Origin of the sequence: Segatella copri (assembly GCF_019127135.1) — a bacterium.
Lineage (GTDB): Bacteria > Bacteroidota > Bacteroidia > Bacteroidales > Bacteroidaceae > Prevotella.
The window spans coordinates 1-17,020 of sequence record NZ_JAHOEA010000065.1 but is presented as its reverse complement, the minus strand read 5'-3'; the positions used below and the strand labels follow the sequence as shown (position 1 = coordinate 17,020).

Here is a 17,020-nt window from a genome sequence, read left to right as displayed (position 1 = left end):
TCCAATCTGCGTTTTTCGCTTTTCCTCGTCTATGCCACTTAAAGCCAACGACTGCAACAACTACTTGAAACTCAAAATAAAAGCATCATTCTGCTATTTCTTGCTTTTTTAGGCGTTATTTTTACAAAAAAAATCGTAAATTTGCAGCGAGAAAATAAAAACTTGAAGAATAAACAACATAAAAAATAAACTTATGAAGAAATTCTCGTTGATAGTGATGAGCTGCATAATAGCTTGCGGACTGCTCGCCAACCACGGCATCGTGAAGGGCGGAGAAATGTCACCTAAGGTAGAGGACACGGTATCGATTGCCAAGAAAATCACTGATAGTCAATGGCTATCGAACAACTCCGACACGTTGGAAGTGGACACAGCTGGCGCAGACTCGGTGGTGAATGTGGTGGCCTACTTCTGCAAGGGTGATACCTGCGAATACTGGATTTATGAGAATGAGTGGAAGGTGGACGACAAGGACACGGTGAAGACGCTCGGCGTATCCACCCAGGTGCGCCTCGTGGTAAACGATTCCACCAGCAAGGGCTATAAGATGAGCTACACCTTCCTGGACGTAAAGGCCGATTCGGTGGGCGACAACTTCCGGGACAAGATGATGGCCATGGTAGCGGAGCGCACCGCCAAGAGCGTGATAGGCACCACCATCAACTTTGAGACCGATGAATACGGTAGCATCACCAAGATTACCAATCTCTCGCAAATCAAGAAGCAGGCAAAGGCTCTCTTCAAGGCGAGCATGAAGGACATCGCCTCCATGCCCATCATGCAGGCAATGAAGAAGGCGATAGGTCTTGATTTCATGAAGATAGGCAACCAGGCTAACACCGACGAGGTGGTGGAGGGCTACCTGGAGGAGCTGAAACTGCTCTTCGCCTGCCACGGAAGCCAATATGCCGTGGGCGAGCATCACGAGCACGAGGATGCCACCAAGGATAGCTACGCCAACGACACTTATATCAATGCCAGCCTAGAGAAGAATGGCAACTACACAATCTCCTGCGAGGTGGTCAGCGTGATACCAAAGGAGACCGTGAAGGAGGTGATGGGCGGACTGATGGGTGCCATCACGGAAGGACTGAAGGGCAAGAAGACCGAGGACGGCAAGGATCATGATGGCGACATCAAGGACTTGGACGACGCGTTTAAGAAGGAGATAGAAAAAGCAGTTGACCAAGATGCCCAGACCTCGGAGTATCTCAGTGTGACCTGCTTCGAGGATGGCTGGCCTAGCAGCGTGTTGAAGCAAAATAAAACTGTGATGGCTGGCCGTGGCAAGCTGAAGCAGAAACTCATCGAGGCTTGCCGATTCGCACAGCGCGAGAAATGATGAACTATTCCGACCTGTACAGATTGAATACAAGGTGAAGGATGCCAACTTTATTGTATTAACAGACTCTGTTGGTAATGAGCCAGCGGGTGAGACTGCAAAATATTATGTGTTGAAAAAGTAAAAAATATGCGACTTATAAAAAACGTTGATAGCAATTTTGCTACTCACGTTTTTTATAAGTCGTGATATATTACTTGATTATTTATTCAAAAATTCTAAACAAACCATACATTATAGACCCAAAACCAACAACATATCCTTTAAGATAATCAATATAGCTTATTGTAAACCTCGGTGGGTTATTACGCCTGTCTTTGTATGTGATATTTAGGAATGTAATACCAAAGGATATTGCACAAATACTATCATATCTTTTAAATAAGATGGTTGTTATTCCTAAGCATATCATCAAAATTGAAAAAATCAAGTAAGTGCCATTTTTTATGGCACTTACCGACTTTTTGTGCTTAATAACAGAAAACATTATTGCAATTCCTGTTATAGACGCTAATATTCCCCAACAACAAATATAGTTCATATTGTTTTGCTTTTATGTTATAACTAAAGAACGACTGGATATTGAATTTATTGTATTGAATTACAGTATTAATCAGAAAATGCACAATAATATGTCTATCAATGTTTTTCAATAGTCCACGGATTTCTTTTCTTTGTCAATTCAATGAATTTCTTATATTCCATTGAAACCAGTAAGGGTCTCGTCTTTTTTTATTTCATACAAATACGTGTACCCTGTTGGAATATTATAATTTATAAATACACATTTTTTCTTATGTCTTATAGCCTTTGCGTAACTCGGAGATTTATCGTCAAATAATGTAGTCTTAAAACTATAGTACATTTTTTTTATTGGTGCGCCAAACACAAAGAGATATGTATGATTGTTAAAATCAAGTTTATTTATATCAATAATGGCTTCTACTTTTATTGCATTGTTAATTAATTTCATATTTGACAAAAACTCTTCTTTTGTATTTGCAAATTTATAAGCATCTGGATAAAATGGAGTTTTAGGTATCGGAAGCTTGTAACAAGCACTATACTTAATATAATGCTTGTTACAAATAATAAAAGATAGTCCAAAGACTATTACTACAAAACATAATTTCATATAAAGCATCCTATCTTTTGCCATTTCTCTCTCTTCTTAATGGATTATTTGAAATGTTATTGCGCTCCTCAACGAAAACCTCACCGAAAGGAAGATACTCGATATGCTGTACCACCTCGCCGTCCACATAGTCGTTGTTGTCCTCGCCATTGTACGGCACTGCAAAGGTTGCATAATTATCCTTGATAACCTGCAACTATTGGACATATTTTTGCTTATATCATGTAATATAATATCACCATTATCCCATAGAACATAAAACCAATACCGCCATAGTAGCCCTTAAGAACTGAAGGATGAGGAATTGTTATTTTGAAATAAGTCCTATTAACAGGACTCTTTTTCTGTTCCATATATGTATCAATAAATATTTCTATACCAAATAATATTGCACAAAATGCATGACAGATGTAATAAAAAAAACTTATCACACCTAAGAACAGTCCTATCAATGAAGCTATTCCATATATATATGTGGAAAAACTTTTTTTACTCCTATTTCTGTATAAATATATAAGTATCCATACACTACTCAAGAGCGTTATGCAATTAATAAATATTATGCACCATAGAGGTATCGTATCCATTATTTATTATCTTTTGTATTATTATTTTTAGAGTCCTTTTCTTCTATTACCTTATCGGTGATTTTTTCAGCTCCAGAGATTTTAAGTTGGCGACTTTGATCTATCATGCGCTGTCAATTTGGAGTGTTTGAAAAATATAAAAACGTATGCCTCTGCCGCGCAGGGAGAGACCAGTGAGAGAGAACGGACTGTTACTACGGAGAAGAATTGTGATATAGGCTTGCTCCGTAAAATCCTATTGTCACGTGGCAGGCCAATAGGCTTTACCACCAAACTAATGCTGCAAATATACAAAAATAATCTTAATAAACGGATATAATCTTAAAAAAAATGCTGGTTTGGTGTTTTTTTCTTATGATTTCGGTCGATTTTGCAGAAATCTTTTACATCTGTTGTATGTGCTGGAGTTAGTTTGGTAAAAATACACAAATCGTCACGGCTTCAGTTTCTTATGTTAGAATGTAAATCATGGTTTGGAACTGTACACACTCGGGTTACAAATGAAAACACTATATGCTTGTGTCGGAAAGGTATATATGAGCTGATGGTAGAGTCGTCATCAACAACAATGGCCCTGATTTGATAAACTCAGCAGGAATACTTGCTATTCATTTTTTATGATGGGGTTATGTTTACAAATTTGAGATTTCATGTAAAAAAGTCCTAATTTCTATATTTCTCTTCTTGTAAATTATGGGATATTAAGAAAAATATCGTATCTTTGCCCTCGAATTGAGGCGTTCTTTGCATATTGCAAAATACAGAAACGAGCAGAAGTCCGCTCGTTTCCATATTGTTACCTATATAATATAGGCAAACGCCCAACTTCTTGATTTTCAATCAAAGTCCAAATTAGAGCGAGTTAGGATTCTTAACACATTTCTGCATCATAAAAGCCTCATGAAAAGCTACGTAAAAACCTCATGACAGCCCTCATTTAAGCCTCTGTCCGGTCATAATTTATGCCTCTGCCCGGTCTTCATTTAAGCCTGAAAACAGCAGAAAAGCCTCTTATTTTGCAACTGGGAATACGTAATATTCTCTGTCTACATCGTAATCCAGAACCCACTGGTCAATCATCACATTGTCATCTAAAGCCTTGATGGTAACGTTGTGACTGCCGCCAGGCAGCGTAACATAGAAACTCTTCAGCGTCTGGCCGCGCCACAGGTCAAACTTCCAGTCCTTAGTGTTGTAAACCTCCTTCAACTGGCAGATTACCGGTTCGCCACGGTCTATGCTCACACTCACCCTCATATCCCTTACAGCGTTAAGGAAGCAAGGAACCACGGCGATGGTGAAACGCGCATCACCGCTCTTTTCGCTATAGAAATCATAGCTCAGACTGGCTCCCTTCGGCAATTTCACAGCCTTGCCGCTGTGGCCTAAAAGCGGACGGACGGTAATCTTCTCGGCTCCTCTTACCTCAGCCTGGGCAAGTGGCGATTCGGTAGCCTTGCTCCATTCCCAGGCATTCTTGGCAATGATGTCGTCGGTAACTACAGAGAGCGGCTTGAGATCGTTGCTGCGGTCGAAGGCATCAGCTTTCAGTCTCTTGATGTCGGCAGCAGGCAGTGTGCCCGGAATCTGTGGAGCCTGCATCTCTGCGCCGTTGGTAAGGATGAAATCCTTCCATTTGCCGTTTCTGATGCGGCTGTAGTAGGCATTGAGCTGCTTCAGTTTGTTGTAAGCATCGATGCTCACAGCTGCTGCAGCCTTTGCCTCATCGTCTTTATTAAACAGTCCCGGACGGGCGATGTGTCTTGCTTCCTGTGCCTCCAGCTCCTTTTCGGCTACGAAGGCTGCCAGGAAAATCGGATATTTCACTACCTCGAAGAAACCGTCTTTCTGGTTCTGAGGCAGCATGCGCTCAATGGATTCTGTCTTCGCCTTCAACAGATCGTAGCGGTAGAGGAAACGCTCCAGTTCGTTGCCGAATTCGCCTGAATGGAACTCTGTATCGCCGTAAGGCATCGCCATATAAGCGGAATGTCGGATGCTGGTAAGACGGTAATATTCTTCCATCAGAGGCATGATTTTCCTGCCTGTAATGGTGCCAAAGTATGCGTTGAGAGTGTTCTGGATATACGTCTTGCAACCCGCTTTCAGGGCGTTTTTATTCCACGCCAGATTCATCATCATGGCTAGCTGGAAGGTTGACAGCTTCGGATTGGTAATATTGGCTATCCAGGCGCAGTCTTCGTCGTTATGCGCCTCAGAGCGGTGCGATTTGCCGCGCTGGGCATTCTTGCTCTCCAGATAATCCTTGCTGTTGAGCATTTCGAGAAGCAGGCCCGGCGAGAGATTGCTCATCTCCATCTGTGCATCCGAGCAGACCAGCTTCACATTCTCGATGGTTTTGCGGTGTTTCTTCTTGTGCTTCTTGCCCACAAACTCCGTTACCTTGTAGTTTTCCGCCACACAGATGTCGAAACTGTCTACCACAGCCTTGTTGTAAGCAGCCTCGTGTTTGCCGTCTACCTGCCACAGCGTATTGGCTCTCAGGCGCAGCATCAATCGGGCGATGCGGCTGTAGTTCTGCGGCTTCATCCACTGGCTGTTGTTCAGGGCAAGTCCTCTGAATTCTATTCTCGGAACCTCTATCCACTGCTGGTCAACGGGGGTGTAGATACTCTTGCGCTGAGCAGGCTTCAGATCGTTCCATGCCATCAGAGGAGAAACGCCAGCCAGTTCAGAGAGTTTCATGATGGCGTAAGCCGTTCCGCGGGCATTGCTGCCGATTACGATGACCTTCTTTTTCCGCGTCCCGATGTAAAAAGCATCCTTTCCGGTGATAATAAGATGCAGGGGCGCACCGAGTTTTTCTACTGCCGAAAACTCCTTGTTGGAGAGCTGGTCGAGCTGATAAATCTGTATCGGGGCACCATTTTTCTCTTTCGCTTCGAATCCGGTCACGGCCTTCATATCGCCCGCAAATTCTTTGAGGGCAATCTTCACGACTGGTGAGATGATAGAGTTGGTGGTATAAGATACTCTTCCGTAGCCGTCGGTCCAGTAAACGTTGGGTGCTACGGTCTGAGTTTCCGTCTTCTTCACTTTGCTTTCGGTCAGCGCGTTGGCATTCAGGCTTGAGAAGCAGGCCAGAGCCAAGGCAACGCCTAATATAATCTTTTTATATTTCATTTTTCTTCCGTTTTTGTCTGTTCAGTTGTAGATTCGCTTTTTGCTGAAACTACACATTTCTGCAATTTGCAAAGATACATAAAAGTGTTTAATATCTGAAATTATTTAGTTTTTATTTGCTTATTACATTATTTATTGTTACTTTTGCACCAAATAAATAAAAAGAAATGATGACATTATATCCAAAATTGATTGAAGAGGCTCTTGCTACGGTGATTTATCCAGGCACCAAGAAGAACCTCATAGAGAGCGAGATGCTGGCAGATACGCCTAGCATCAATGGTATGAAGGTGAAGGTGGTTCTGCTCTTCCCTCGTGATACGGACCCTTTCCTCAAGAGTACGGTGAAGGCGGCTGAGGCTGCCATCCATTATCATATTTCGAAAGATGTGGAGGTGGAAATCGTTACTGAGTTCAAGTCGGCTCCTCGTCCTGAGGTGGGAAAGATGCTGCCACAGGTGAAGAACGTCATCGCTGTGAGCTCTGGTAAGGGTGGAGTAGGCAAGAGCACCGTTTCTGCCAATCTCGCCATCGCCCTGGCTAAGTTGGGCTATAAGGTAGGCTTGCTCGATACGGATATCTTCGGTCCTTCCATGCCTAAGATGTTCGGTGTTGAGGAGGAGCGTCCTTATTCTGTTCACAAGGACGGCAGAGACCTCATCGAACCTGTCGAGAAATACGGCGTGAAGCTTCTGAGTATCGGTTTCTTCGTAAGTCCTACTACGGCTACTCTGTGGCGCGGCGGAATGGCTTGTTCTGCCCTGAAGCAGCTGATTGCTGATGCTGACTGGGGTGAGTTGGATTACTTTATCCTTGATACGCCTCCTGGCACAAGCGATATTCATCTTACTCTGCTCCAGACGCTGGCCATTACGGGTGCGGTTATCGTAAGTACGCCTCAGCAGGTGGCGCTTGCCGATGCGAGAAAGGGTATTGACATGTATCAGAATGATAAGGTGAATGTGCCTATCCTCGGTCTTATCGAGAACATGGCTTATTTTACGCCTGCCGAGTTGCCTGAGAGCAAGTATTATATCTTTGGTAAGGAGGGTTGCAAGAATCTCGCTAAGGAGATGAATGTGCCTCTGCTCGCCCAGATTCCTATCGTTCAGAGTATCTGCGAGGGTGGTGATGATGGGGCGCCTGCTGCTACCAAGGTTGATTCCATCACCGGTCAGGCTTTCCTGAGCCTTGCCCAGAGCATCGTGACAGTAGTGAACCGCAGAAATGCCGAGAAGGCTCCAACCAAGATTGTAAGTACTCACAAGTAATCTATCCGGTTAGGTTTAAATACAAAAAAGCTAGGATTGCCTTCAAGCAGTCCTAGCTTTTTTTATCAGGGGGTTAACAGGTTAACAGTTAACAGTCGTTTTTTGCATGGTCACTCCCGAAATTATTCATTGTACATTATCCATTCTCAACAATTTCTTCTGCCTCATCCTCTTCTTCAGCTACTTCAGCTGTAAGGTTGGCCTTGAGTCTTGCTGAGCGAAGTTGTTGCCTGAAAACCAGGCAGGTAGCGAGGAAATAGACGCCGGTTTGTATCCAGAGTGCTCTGAATTCCGGCAGAATATCTGAAAGCGAAGCGCCCATACTGCTGATTCTGAGGAACCCACGGATGCCGAAAGTGGATGGGAAAACCCACGAAAATCCTTGCCAGAAGGCTGGAATATTGCTCTGTGGCCATGAAACTCCCGTCATAAAAAGCAATGGAACGGAGGTAAATACCACCAGAAGCATCACATTTTCACGATATCTTACCAGACACGACAGCATCAGACCGAAGAAAACACACGAAAGAATGTAAGGAAGGAGGAAACCGAGAATAGTGGTCCACGTTACCATACTTACAAAACTGAACTGCTTAGGAACCACCAGCGTAAGATACATTCCCATCACGGCATAAACCATGAAATAAACCAATGCCTTGCCGAAAACAATGCGGAAAATACCGCCATAATGTTCGCTTACCGGTATGAGTTCGCGGTTTCTGTTGAGTTCTCTCGAAGTTCCCGCTGCCATTCCTATGCCCAGCAGCATCGTCTGCTGCAAGATAAGAACCAGAACAGCCGGCAGAATGGCATTTCCGTAACCTCCTGTCGTGTTGAATATCGGAACCTCATCAAAGGCGAGCGGCTCGGTGGTAATCTCGTCGTCTCTATCCGTAAATCCTCCTGCTTGCGTTATCTGAATGCCCGAGTTGATGTGGCCGGCTACGGCCTGCGAGGTCTGATAAATCGCCTTGTAGGTCAGCATCAGACTCATATCGCAGTAAACTCCCACATGCGCCTGTTCGCCCCGGTTCAGCTTCGTATCGAAGTCGGCAGGGAAGTAAAGGATTCCGTGAACTGCCTGTCTGCGCACCAGTTCCTTCGCCTCGTCCAGACTGTTGCAGTAATAGGTAGCCTTGGCATCTGGCGAAGCATCATAATCGCGGATAAACTCGCGAGAACTGTGACTGTGGCTCAGGTCCACAATCGCCGTATCCACTTCTCTCACCACCTCGTTGTTGTAAATCCAAGAGTAGAGCAGCGGATAACCCAGCGGCACCAGAATGCAGAAGATGAGCACACCCTCATCGCGGAAAACATTGCGCATTTCCGTCTTCCAGATATAGCACATATCCCAGATGCCATTGATAATCTTATATAATAAACTACTTTTCTTCATTATGGTAGGTATTTATATACTAACATTGCCTTCTTGATGTTCCAGATAGTGAGCATCGGCAGGGCACAGAACAGCATCATTGCGCCCCAGTGGAACACAGCATCGCCCATCGGGAAACCATTGAAGATGTTCATCTGGTAAATCATATAATAGTGGCGCATCGGGAAGAGCTGACCGATAGACTGGATCGGTGAATCCATCGAGAAGAGCGGATAGGTGGCTCCGCAGATGGAGAAACTCACCACGCCCCACAACGAACAGATACTCATCGACATACGCAATGAAGGCATCAGTCCGAAGGCAAAGATGCCGAAACACTGGCAGGAGAGTACGCTCAGAATGCCTAACAGGATGATAGGAAGCGCGCCGCCCGGATGTGGAAACTGTAATACATAATAGATGTAGAATTCGAACAGCAGGAAGATACTCAGGAAGATGAGCGTCTGTGGCAGCATCTTACCCGCAATGGCGAGATAAGGATTGTTGCCTGCCATCCGCATCCAGTCTCTTGCCCGGTTGAACTTCAGTTCCGTACCTATAGAATAAGGTGTAATCAGGAAGATGAACAGCATGATGAGTCCCGGCACCATTACGCTCGAAAGATAATAGTTGTAGTTGGCGTATGGGTTGCCTATCATGTGCAGATCTACGGCGATAGGCTGCAGGAAGGTCATGATTTCATCATTTGTCTTTCCCAGTGCCGAAAGTTTCGCCATTCCTGCCGCCGCACCTCCCAGGGTAGAGATGGTTTTCAGATCGCGGAAGAGCAGGGAGCCGGCTGCCAGCGATACGCTGCTGTAATAGAACGAAATCTTAGGCTGCTTCTGTGCCATCAGTCCTGCCTCCGTTCCGTCAGGAATCAGCAGGAAGGCGTAGATTTCGTTCTTCTGGATAGCGTGTCTTGCCTCTGCCATGTTCTCGTAATGAGCCACTACCTTGGTGGTCTGGAAGGCATCAAGCTTATGCACCAGCTGGCGCGATGTGGCGGAGTTGTCCTGATCTACTATGCCCACAGGCATGTCGGTAGGCACTCCTCCCTTCATCAGCGTGGTGAAGAAAATCACCACCACAATGGGGAAGATGACCATGCAGAAGAGATAAATGGGATTCTTCCACATGATGCCGCATTCTCTGAGGGCTATATGATATAATTTCTTAAACATAGAACTTGTTTACTTTGAACATTGAACTTTGAGCTTTGAACTTTATGATATGCTTAATTTCTCAAAATTTTATTGTAAACTCAAAGAAGAAAACTAATCATAAAGTTCAAAGTTCAAATCTCAAAGTTCAATGTTATTTAATGATGAGTGACATTCCCGGGCGCAATCCCTCAATCTTTGTGATAGGACGGGCCTTCACCTCGAATGTCTTGCGGTCGTAGTCGCCATTATCCTTGGTTGCCTTCCAGGTAGCGTAAGAGCCCTGGTCTTTCAGGTAGTAAACCTTCATCTTGATGTCCTTGTTGAAGGCTGGAACGTAAGCGGTGAACACATCGCCCTTGTTCAGACCCTTGAGATGATCTTCGCGAACATTGAAAGTTCCCCACATATCGCTCATGATGGAGATGCTCATGATAGGAGAACCGAGGCCTACCAGCTCGCCTACCTTAGGATAGACATTGCTTACCTCGCCTTCGCACTGAGCCACCTGAACGGTTTCTTTCAGAAGATTCTTCACTACATCCACAGCGCTCTTCGAAGCCTGGGTGTTGTTGGCAGCCATACGCTTCTCCTGCTCGCGGGCTCCGTTCTTCGCCATGTCGTACTGACTTCTGGCAGCAGCCACCTGAGCCTCTGTTGCCTTATAGGCAGCGTAAGCCTCATCGCGCTTCTGACCGCTGATTACGCCCTCGTTGAAGAGGTTCTGCATGCGGTCGTAAGTTTTCTTGGCGATGGTTGCGGCAGCTTCAGCCTGCTGAACCAATTGGAAAGTACCCTGAATCTGTTCCTTTCGTGCACCTGCATCCGTCAGGTCCTTCATCGCCTCGGCTGCAGCGTTGGTAGCCTGGAGCATCTGTTCCTGCGATTTCATTTCCGGCACTTCGAGGATGGCGAGCGTATCGCCTACATGAACGTAATCGCCTTCCTGTACGCGGAGTTCTACCACGCGTCCTGGCAGTTTGCAGGATACTCTGTATTCTGATACTTCTACCTCGCCCTGGATGGTGTCATCCTTCTGTTCCAGGGTGAAGAAACCGATGACGCCTACGAGAATGACTACTGCTGTAAAACCGATTACAGCGAGCAATATGTTGTTATGCTGTGATTTCTTAGACATTTGCTTAATCTGATTTTTAATTTGTTTTTATAAATATATTAAAGAAGAAACCGAGGAAAAAGTCCCCCCGTTGAGCCCCCGTTAAATCCGATTCCTTCGGATTTACGCCCCGGTAGCTGTTACTGCAGGATACCCAGCGCCTTGTTCAGTCCTACCTGAGTCAGCTTCACGTCGATTTCTGCATCAATCTTCTGGCTCTGTGCTTTCTGCCAGGCAGTCTGCGCAGCCATCACGTCAGTAACCTCCATCACGCCTTCCTTGAAACCGAGGTTGGCGCATCTCAGGTTCTCTTCGGCACTGGCGATATTCTTCATTGCCATGTTGAGCTTCTTCTGGGCTTCCTTTACCTTAAACTGGTTCTGGGTAATCTGCAGATGAATCTTCTCTCTTGTATCATCCAGGTTCATCTGGGCGATATTGCTGGCAGCCTTGGCGGCTCTCACCTTGTAGGCTCCGTCAAACCAGTTCCATACCGGAACATGAACCATCACGCCTACGTTCCAGACACCGGTAAACTTCTTCTGGAAACCATTGAATACGTTCGGGTTCGAAATCATGTAGCCGCCCGTCAGCATGACGTGAGGCAGATTGATGGCGCGAACCATATTGGTAGCTTCTTTAGAGATGTCGAGCGCATTCTGTAGCATGCGGAGCTCCGGACGGGTGTTCATCGCTGAATCCTGTGCGGCTACTCTCTGCTGCTCGGTGTCAACAGGAGTTCCTGATAAAGCCAGGGTTTCCTTATCTTCATCGGCAAGTGTGATTTCCTGGTTCATCGGAATGCCGCAGAGCTGGCAGAGCAGCATCTTCGATAGTGCGAGTCCGTCTTCAGCCTGAGTAATCTGCATCTCAGCCTCGTTCACCTTTACGTCTACCTTCAGTCCGTCAGCCTTGGTGGCAACTCCCTGCTGAATCATCTTGTGAACATCCTCGTTCAGTTTCTTTACGAGGTCGCGGTAGCTGATGGCGAGTTTCTGCTTCTGCTTCAGCGAAACGGCGAGCCAGTAAGCCTGATCTATGCTGTAGAGCGTGCTCTGGGTCTGCTGGTCGAGATCATTCTCTGCAATCTGCTCTCCGATATCGGCAATCTTGTTGGCTGCAATGATGGCTCCACCCATATAGATAGGCTGGCGAACCATTACGCTTCCTGCCCAGATGTTGCGGGTGTCGGTGCGGAATGCATCTACCAGTTTCTCTCCCAGCGCATTGCCTTGCTGCTGCAGGGGTCCCAGTTTCTCATTCATCAGTCCGCCTATCTGTTGTGCCAGTTCCGGGCTAATCATTCCCTGACTGACAAGCTGGCTCATCAGATTGCTGGCTCCTCCCGAGATTCCTCCGGTAACAGTAGAACCGATATTGCTGAATGTTGATTTCTGGTCGTCATTCAGCAGCGAAATTTCTCTGCTGAACCATTCGTAACCGCCTAAAGCATCTACTTTAGGAAGATATTTGGTACGTGCCGATTTCTTCAGATTATACGCCACGTCCTTCTTGAGCTTCGAGGCATTGAGCTGCTTGTTGTTGCGCAGCGCCATGGCACGGCAACTGTCAAGGCTCAGTGCTTGTGCCTGAGCCCCGGCAGGAATCAATGCTCCCATCAGCATGATAAGAGTTATATATTTTTTCATCCTTTGTTTATAATATTATATAATATTGGATGCAAAATTATGGAATTATTCTTAAACGACAAAGAAATTTTGTTTATCAAATCTTTAAGAATCAAAAAATATATTGCATTGTGGAAAAATAGAACATACCTTCTAGTTTTCCGTATTCCTTTAATCGTCTGTTTCTTAGAAATTCACCCGTTCTGTCTCGCCCCAGGTAGGGTCTACGGTGATGCCGATTCCGCCACCCGCACTGTCGCCTCCTCCGCTGAATCCGTTAGCGATGGAAATCTCGGTGTAGGCCATTTTGTTCTGATGGATTTTCAAATCAGCTTTTTCAAAACTCTTTACCACCTTGGCATCGGCATCCAGAAAGCTGATGCTCATCTTGATGTTCTTCTCTTCTTCATGCGGGAAGGTGTAGACGGTAAAGTCTCTGCCGCCGTCTTTCATACTGAAATTTTCGGTCTGACGACTGTTTACGCAGCCGAATCCGGTGGTTGCATCCAGGGTACTGCTGCCACCGGTATAATAGAACTTGATGCTCTTGATTTCTTCGGGAATGGTTTCGTCGGTAATATGTACTTTGAAGGCACCAACTGCTCGTTTCAGGTTGATGTCGGTGGTGGCTCCATCTGCCGTTACGCTCAACCGGCCGTAATAATAAAAGGTGTCGGTAAGCTTGTTGCTCGTAAACTTCACCTTCTCGGGTGCGCTGATAGAGCAGTTTCCCTTTCCGTTATGGGCAATTACCACCAGCCGATATTCTCCTTCGTCCAGACTCACATGGGCTGTTCCGAAGCCGTTGTCGGTAGACTGCTGGTTGATTGATTCCAGTTTGTCTTCTCCATCAAAGATTGCAACCGTCAGTCTGGAACATACATCGCCCAGCGCCATCTGCTTGTCGCCAGCTTTGGTTGTCAACAAACTTGTGCCTTCAATTTTCTGCACATGGATAGTTACATTGGCGTTTGCCTCACGTGATTTTCCGGTTGTTTCGTCAATCGAAAACTTCTCGCATGAAGTAAGCGTCGCTACGAGCATCAGCAACAGGGATGCCAGTAACCGATAGGGCTTCTTACTCATAATAGTTCTTATTTACTAGTTGCTCTATGCATTATCTCGGAGTTTCCTCGGGCATAAAGATGTGGCAAATATACGTTTTTTCTCTTTTCGATGCAAGTAAAATCTAATAAATCTTTATATTTTTTGTCATTTATCTGTTTTTTCGTATTTTTGCATCGGTTTTTCTGTATTTACAGAACCGATTTTGCATTATATATATAATAAGGTATAAAAGATACTGTTATGGATAAGAAGATAAAAGCATTGTTTTTTGATATTGACGGCACCTTGGTGAGTTTCAAAACCCACAAGATTCCGCAGAGCACGGTAGATGCCTTGGAGCAGGCTAAGAAGAATGGGGTAGAGGTGTATATTTCTACCGGTCGTCCGCAGCTCCTCATTACTAACCTCGGTCAGATAGAACATCTCATCGACGGTTACATTACCACCAATGGAGCCCGCTGTTTTGTAGGCGATAAGGTGGTGAGCCAGCACGCCATCCTTCCTGAAGATGTAAAGAAGATTATCGAGGCAGCCGACCGTGATGATTATCCGGCAATCGTCGTAGGAGAGCATCATCTTGCTATTCATCATTATACCGATGAGGTTTATGAAATCTTTGCCAAGGGACTGGGGGTGGATTGCGAAATCTTCCTGACCGATGTGAATGAACTGGGAGATGAGCAGATTCTGCAGGTAACCCCTTTCTGTTCGGTAGAGCAGGAGGCGCTCCTGATGCCTACGCTTAGCAACTGCACGTCTGGCAGATGGCATCCTGCCTTTACGGATATTACGGCAGCTGATGCTGATAAGGGCAAGGGCTTGCATGCAATGGCTGATTATCTGGGTTTGAACATAGATGAAACCATGGCTTTCGGCGATGGCGGCAATGATATTTCCATCGTCCGGGAGGCAGGCATCGGTGTTGCGATGGGCAATGCGGGAGATAATCTCAAGCAGGTAGCCGATTACATTACGACTCATGTGGATGAAGATGGTGTTAAGAATGCTCTTCTTCATTTTGGCGTGATTTAAATTCCCAGGTTTATTGACTCTGTTTTTATAACTCCCTATATTTAATTAAGTGTAATCTTGACGAAGCCTTTTTGATAGGCGGGTTTCATTTTAATAAAATAATAAGGGCAAACATGTCATTTGTTGTAGTGAATGGCATGTTTGCCTTTCTGTTTTTAAAACTTCCCTTTTGTGCCCAGTTTCTTCTTGTTATTTACGTTTTGGGAGAACAAATACCAAAAAGCTTACGAAAAGTAATAAAATATGCGAAAAATATACATAAAGTTCCGTAAGGTTGGTATTTTATATCAAATTGTTTGCTAAAAATTTGTTTAATTAACAAAAAGTATGTATCTTTGCACCCAATATTTGTAAGTTGTTTAATTTTTAAGAGAGAAAATTACGGTAAAAAGATTGACCATGCTCATGGGAGGGCTCGTTCTTTCAACAGGAATGCCAAAAAACTCTCGGCTATTCTTCTGATGAGGAACTGATAGCTCACATGGATATATGAGTTCTGATAACAAGTAATATACTTTTGCTATACATGAATTATTCCTAGATGATGTTTCTAATGATATTGTCTAGGAATAATATTAAAGATATAAGGCAAAGTGATTTGCCTCGTTGTTGACCAAGTCAACACTTATATCTCTCTCGTCTTGGGGACTGGCGGTGGCCAGTCCCCTTTTTGAATTTATAAGAGAGATTTCTTGGTTAATGAGGGTGTGTCATAAATCAGGATAATAGTTGGTGCATAACAGCTGACTACCGCATGCACAACAGGTGTTGTGCATGCGCATATCAGCTGTTATGCAAGCGCACAACAGCTGTTGTGCGACCGAAGATACTGACTGTCTCAACAACATATTCTATCTCTTCCAGCAACATGACCTATCTCTTCCAACAACTTATCCTGTCTCTTCCAGCAACATGACCTATCTCTTCCAGCAACATAACCTATATTTACCAACGACACGAAGAGGGTGAATCATAAACTTATGACACATCCTCTTTATTTGTAGATGAAGTAGCTGCCTCCATCACTCTGGCAATATTTCTTCAGAAGCTGGATAATGTATTCGGCATTCTCGCGAACATGCTGCTCATCTCCATCGTATCCGTTGATGAGAACCACCAGATGGGTGGTGTCAATACTCATCTTGGTTCGCTCGTTGTCGCTGGTTGGAGTTCCTACACCACCTGTCTTGTCTCTGTAAACAGGCAGACCTTCTATATTAATCATGCCTCTGCCGATACCCTCGTATGGTTCGCCAGCCTTGCCCACACCCAGAGTCAGGGTGTCTCCCTCAAACTTATCGGCATCAAAACCGCCGATGCTGTAGCCGTAGGCGATGCTTGCCAGGTTCACCAGATCCACCAGCGTATCTCTCTGGTAGAGTTCCTTGCCCTGGAGTATTCTGCGGATAAGGGCTTCTGATGCAGGACGGTAGCGTGAAGGATCCTTGCCGCAGGCACGGTACACCTTTCGGGTGGCAGCAATTCCACTCATCTCTTTCAGGGATTCCGTGGTCAGCGTCTCCTTGTACTTCTCGCCAAGTGCATGAATCTCCTCCCAGAGTTCCCGACAATAAGGGGTGTTTACCACATTGGCTTCTACGCATGCTCCCACAAAGGTGGGACATACCGATTCGATTTCTTCTGATACAATAATTTTCATGATGAATTTTCGTTTTTTGTTAAACCTTACTGAATGATATGGCAAAATTACGAAGAAATATTGGAATAGCCAAAAGTTCAGTCTATTTATATATATAATAAGGTGTAAAAAAAATAAATGTTTATAACTGTTAAATATTTGACTAGAATGAAACTTTTTTGCGAAAAGATTTGGTGGAATGAAAAATAGTTAGTACTTTTGCACTCGCTTTTGAGAAATCAAGCATTACTCTGAAGCAATAAAGAAAGAGTTCTTTGAAAGATTTTACATAAACAGACAAGTAGTACAAGAAGCGGTTAACTTCTTAGAAATAAGAAAGTTGACTGGGTAAAAGAAACGAACCGTCAAGCAATTGACAAGTCAGGTTTACTAAGCTTCAATAAACGAAAAGGATATTCGTCCTAAGTACAGACAACAAACAAACCAAGCCGCAAGGCTAGGTAAAAATGATATTTTACAATGGAGAGTTTGATCCTGGCTCAGGATGAACGCTAG

12 protein-coding genes and 1 pseudogene are annotated in these 17,020 nt (G+C 44.8%); 3 read left to right on the top strand and 10 right to left on the bottom strand.

Going from position 1 to position 17,020, the window contains the following annotated elements; translation table 11 throughout:
* Positions 1-193 precede the first annotated feature (193 nt).
* Entirely contained in the window at positions 194-1,342 is a 1,149-nt protein-coding gene (locus tag KSW37_RS13310) for a hypothetical protein (protein ID WP_217314860.1), read from the top strand.
* Positions 1,343-1,547: 205 nt separating this feature from the next.
* Here KSW37_RS13310 and KSW37_RS13305 read toward each other — a convergent pair whose 3' ends face one another.
* The 4 genes and pseudogenes from KSW37_RS13305 to KSW37_RS13290 all read right to left on the bottom strand — a co-directional run bounded on the left by KSW37_RS13305 (position 1,548) and on the right by KSW37_RS13290 (position 6,208).
* Complete coding sequence (locus KSW37_RS13305) at positions 1,548-1,883, bottom strand: hypothetical protein (RefSeq protein ID WP_217314859.1); 336 nt, start codon at positions 1,881-1,883, stop codon at positions 1,548-1,550.
* 153 nt (positions 1,884-2,036) lie between these two features.
* Positions 2,037-2,501: a hypothetical protein gene (locus tag KSW37_RS13300; protein ID WP_217314858.1), complete on the bottom strand. Its 465-nt coding sequence runs from the start codon at positions 2,499-2,501 to the stop codon at positions 2,037-2,039.
* Between the two features lie 16 nt (positions 2,502-2,517).
* A pseudogene (locus KSW37_RS13295) lies at positions 2,518-2,697 on the bottom strand (hypothetical protein); the annotation flags it as partial.
* A gap of 1,378 nt (positions 2,698-4,075) precedes the next feature.
* Positions 4,076-6,208 carry a glycosyl hydrolase 115 family protein gene (locus tag KSW37_RS13290; protein WP_217314857.1) on the bottom strand — a complete coding sequence of 711 codons (2,133 nt, stop codon included), beginning with the start codon at positions 6,206-6,208 and terminating at the stop codon, positions 4,076-4,078.
* A 170-nt stretch (positions 6,209-6,378) separates the two neighbouring features.
* Between KSW37_RS13290 and KSW37_RS13285 the strand changes: the two genes are divergently transcribed.
* The gene (locus tag KSW37_RS13285) at positions 6,379-7,479 is read left to right on the top strand and encodes an Mrp/NBP35 family ATP-binding protein (RefSeq protein ID WP_217743497.1); all 1,101 of its coding nucleotides are present in this window, start codon (positions 6,379-6,381) and stop codon (positions 7,477-7,479) included.
* 136 nt (positions 7,480-7,615) lie between these two features.
* On the opposite strand, the gene KSW37_RS13280 is transcribed toward KSW37_RS13285, so the two are convergent.
* The 5 genes from KSW37_RS13280 to KSW37_RS13260 form a co-directional block, all read right to left on the bottom strand.
* Positions 7,616-8,878: an ABC transporter permease gene (locus KSW37_RS13280; protein WP_217743496.1), complete on the bottom strand. Its 1,263-nt coding sequence runs from the start codon at positions 8,876-8,878 to the stop codon at positions 7,616-7,618.
* Positions 8,878-10,041 (bottom strand): ABC transporter permease, encoded by a 1,164-nt coding sequence (locus tag KSW37_RS13275; RefSeq protein ID WP_217743495.1) that lies wholly within the window; start codon positions 10,039-10,041, stop codon positions 8,878-8,880. Before KSW37_RS13275 ends, KSW37_RS13280 begins: the two co-directional genes overlap by 1 nt.
* Positions 10,042-10,174: 133 nt before the next feature.
* Positions 10,175-11,158 (bottom strand): HlyD family secretion protein, encoded by a 984-nt coding sequence (locus tag KSW37_RS13270; RefSeq protein ID WP_217743494.1) that lies wholly within the window; start codon positions 11,156-11,158, stop codon positions 10,175-10,177.
* 119 nt (positions 11,159-11,277) lie between these two features.
* Positions 11,278-12,786, bottom strand: coding sequence for a TolC family protein (locus KSW37_RS13265; RefSeq protein ID WP_217743493.1), 1,509 nt, complete (start codon positions 12,784-12,786; stop codon positions 11,278-11,280).
* A gap of 165 nt (positions 12,787-12,951) precedes the next feature.
* Positions 12,952-13,851: a FimB/Mfa2 family fimbrial subunit gene (locus tag KSW37_RS13260; RefSeq protein ID WP_217743492.1), complete on the bottom strand. Its 900-nt coding sequence runs from the start codon at positions 13,849-13,851 to the stop codon at positions 12,952-12,954.
* 222 nt (positions 13,852-14,073) lie between these two features.
* On the opposite strand from KSW37_RS13260, the gene KSW37_RS13255 reads away from it, so the two are divergent.
* A complete protein-coding gene (locus tag KSW37_RS13255) occupies positions 14,074-14,865 on the top strand; it encodes a Cof-type HAD-IIB family hydrolase (RefSeq protein ID WP_217743491.1) in 792 nt (263 codons plus the stop codon).
* Between the two features lie 994 nt (positions 14,866-15,859).
* Here KSW37_RS13255 and KSW37_RS13250 read toward each other — a convergent pair.
* Entirely contained in the window at positions 15,860-16,525 is a 666-nt protein-coding gene (locus KSW37_RS13250) for a B3/B4 domain-containing protein (protein ID WP_217743490.1), read from the bottom strand.
* Positions 16,526-17,020 lie beyond the last annotated feature (495 nt).

Excerpts from the sequence above, each read along its gene's own strand:
- KSW37_RS13275 (WP_217743495.1), bottom strand. The coding sequence starts at position 10,041 with ATGTTTAAGAAATTATATCATATAGCCCTCAGAGAATGCGGCATCATG.
- KSW37_RS13305 (WP_217314859.1), bottom strand. The coding sequence starts at position 1,883 with ATGAACTATATTTGTTGTTGGGGAATATTAGCGTCTATAACAGGAATT.
- KSW37_RS13270 (WP_217743494.1), bottom strand. The coding sequence starts at position 11,158 with ATGTCTAAGAAATCACAGCATAACAACATATTGCTCGCTGTAATCGGT.
- KSW37_RS13285 (WP_217743497.1), top strand. The coding sequence starts at position 6,379 with ATGACATTATATCCAAAATTGATTGAAGAGGCTCTTGCTACGGTGATT.
- KSW37_RS13255 (WP_217743491.1), top strand. The coding sequence starts at position 14,074 with ATGGATAAGAAGATAAAAGCATTGTTTTTTGATATTGACGGCACCTTG.
- KSW37_RS13280 (WP_217743496.1), bottom strand. The coding sequence starts at position 8,878 with ATGAAGAAAAGTAGTTTATTATATAAGATTATCAATGGCATCTGGGAT.
- KSW37_RS13260 (WP_217743492.1), bottom strand. The coding sequence starts at position 13,851 with ATGAGTAAGAAGCCCTATCGGTTACTGGCATCCCTGTTGCTGATGCTC.
- KSW37_RS13290 (WP_217314857.1), bottom strand. The coding sequence starts at position 6,208 with ATGAAATATAAAAAGATTATATTAGGCGTTGCCTTGGCTCTGGCCTGC.
- KSW37_RS13310 (WP_217314860.1), top strand. The coding sequence starts at position 194 with ATGAAGAAATTCTCGTTGATAGTGATGAGCTGCATAATAGCTTGCGGA.
- KSW37_RS13300 (WP_217314858.1), bottom strand. The coding sequence starts at position 2,501 with ATGGCAAAAGATAGGATGCTTTATATGAAATTATGTTTTGTAGTAATA.
- KSW37_RS13265 (WP_217743493.1), bottom strand. The coding sequence starts at position 12,786 with ATGAAAAAATATATAACTCTTATCATGCTGATGGGAGCATTGATTCCT.
- KSW37_RS13250 (WP_217743490.1), bottom strand. The coding sequence starts at position 16,525 with ATGAAAATTATTGTATCAGAAGAAATCGAATCGGTATGTCCCACCTTT.